Below are 607 nucleotides of genomic sequence, written 5' to 3'. Positions count from 1 at the left end.
AACCTTCCCAGATGGATCAACAGCAGAAATCCCAGCAGCTAAGGCAGTTGAGAAAGCTAAAGATGCAACACCTGCTAAGGATGCAGATGGCGTTAAAGATCCAGCTAAGACACCAGTTAAAGATCCAGCTAACTTAACAGATGCAGAAAAAGCTAAAGTAGCAGACGAAGTTAAGAAAGCTAACCCAACAGCGAAAGATGTTGAAGTAGGTAAAGATGGAACAGCAACTGTAACCTTCCCAGATGGATCAACAGCAGAAATCCCAGCAGCTAAGGCAGTTGAGAAATCAGCTGATAAAGCAGTTAAGGATCCATCAGTAACACCAGTTACAGATCCAAGCAACTTGACTGATGCAGAAAAAGCTAAGGTAGCCGACGAAGTTAAGAAATCTAACCCAACCGTAACTGATGTTAAAGTTGGCAAAGATGGCACAACAACTGTTACATACCCAGATGGTACAACAGCGGTTATCCCAGCAGCTAAGACAGTTAAGAAATCAGATGATAAAGCAGTTAAGGATCCATCAGTAACCCCAGTTACAGATCCAAGCAACTTGACTGATGCAGAAAAAGCTAAGGTAGCCGATGAAGTTAAGAAATCTAACCCA

Annotated in this window: 1 pseudogene; it reads left to right on the top strand. The window is 42.5% G+C overall.

Features of this window, described 5'->3' with window-relative positions:
- Positions 1-607 (top strand): annotated as a pseudogene (locus GEZ89_RS09650) (hypothetical protein); the annotation flags it as partial.

Origin of the sequence: Streptococcus mitis (genome assembly GCF_009496285.1) — a bacterium.
In the GTDB taxonomy this organism is placed as follows: Bacteria; Bacillota; Bacilli; order Lactobacillales; family Streptococcaceae; genus Streptococcus; species Streptococcus mitis_BP.
Note: the sequence above shows the minus strand (reverse complement) of the source record. Positions and strands in the feature narration are given on the sequence as shown.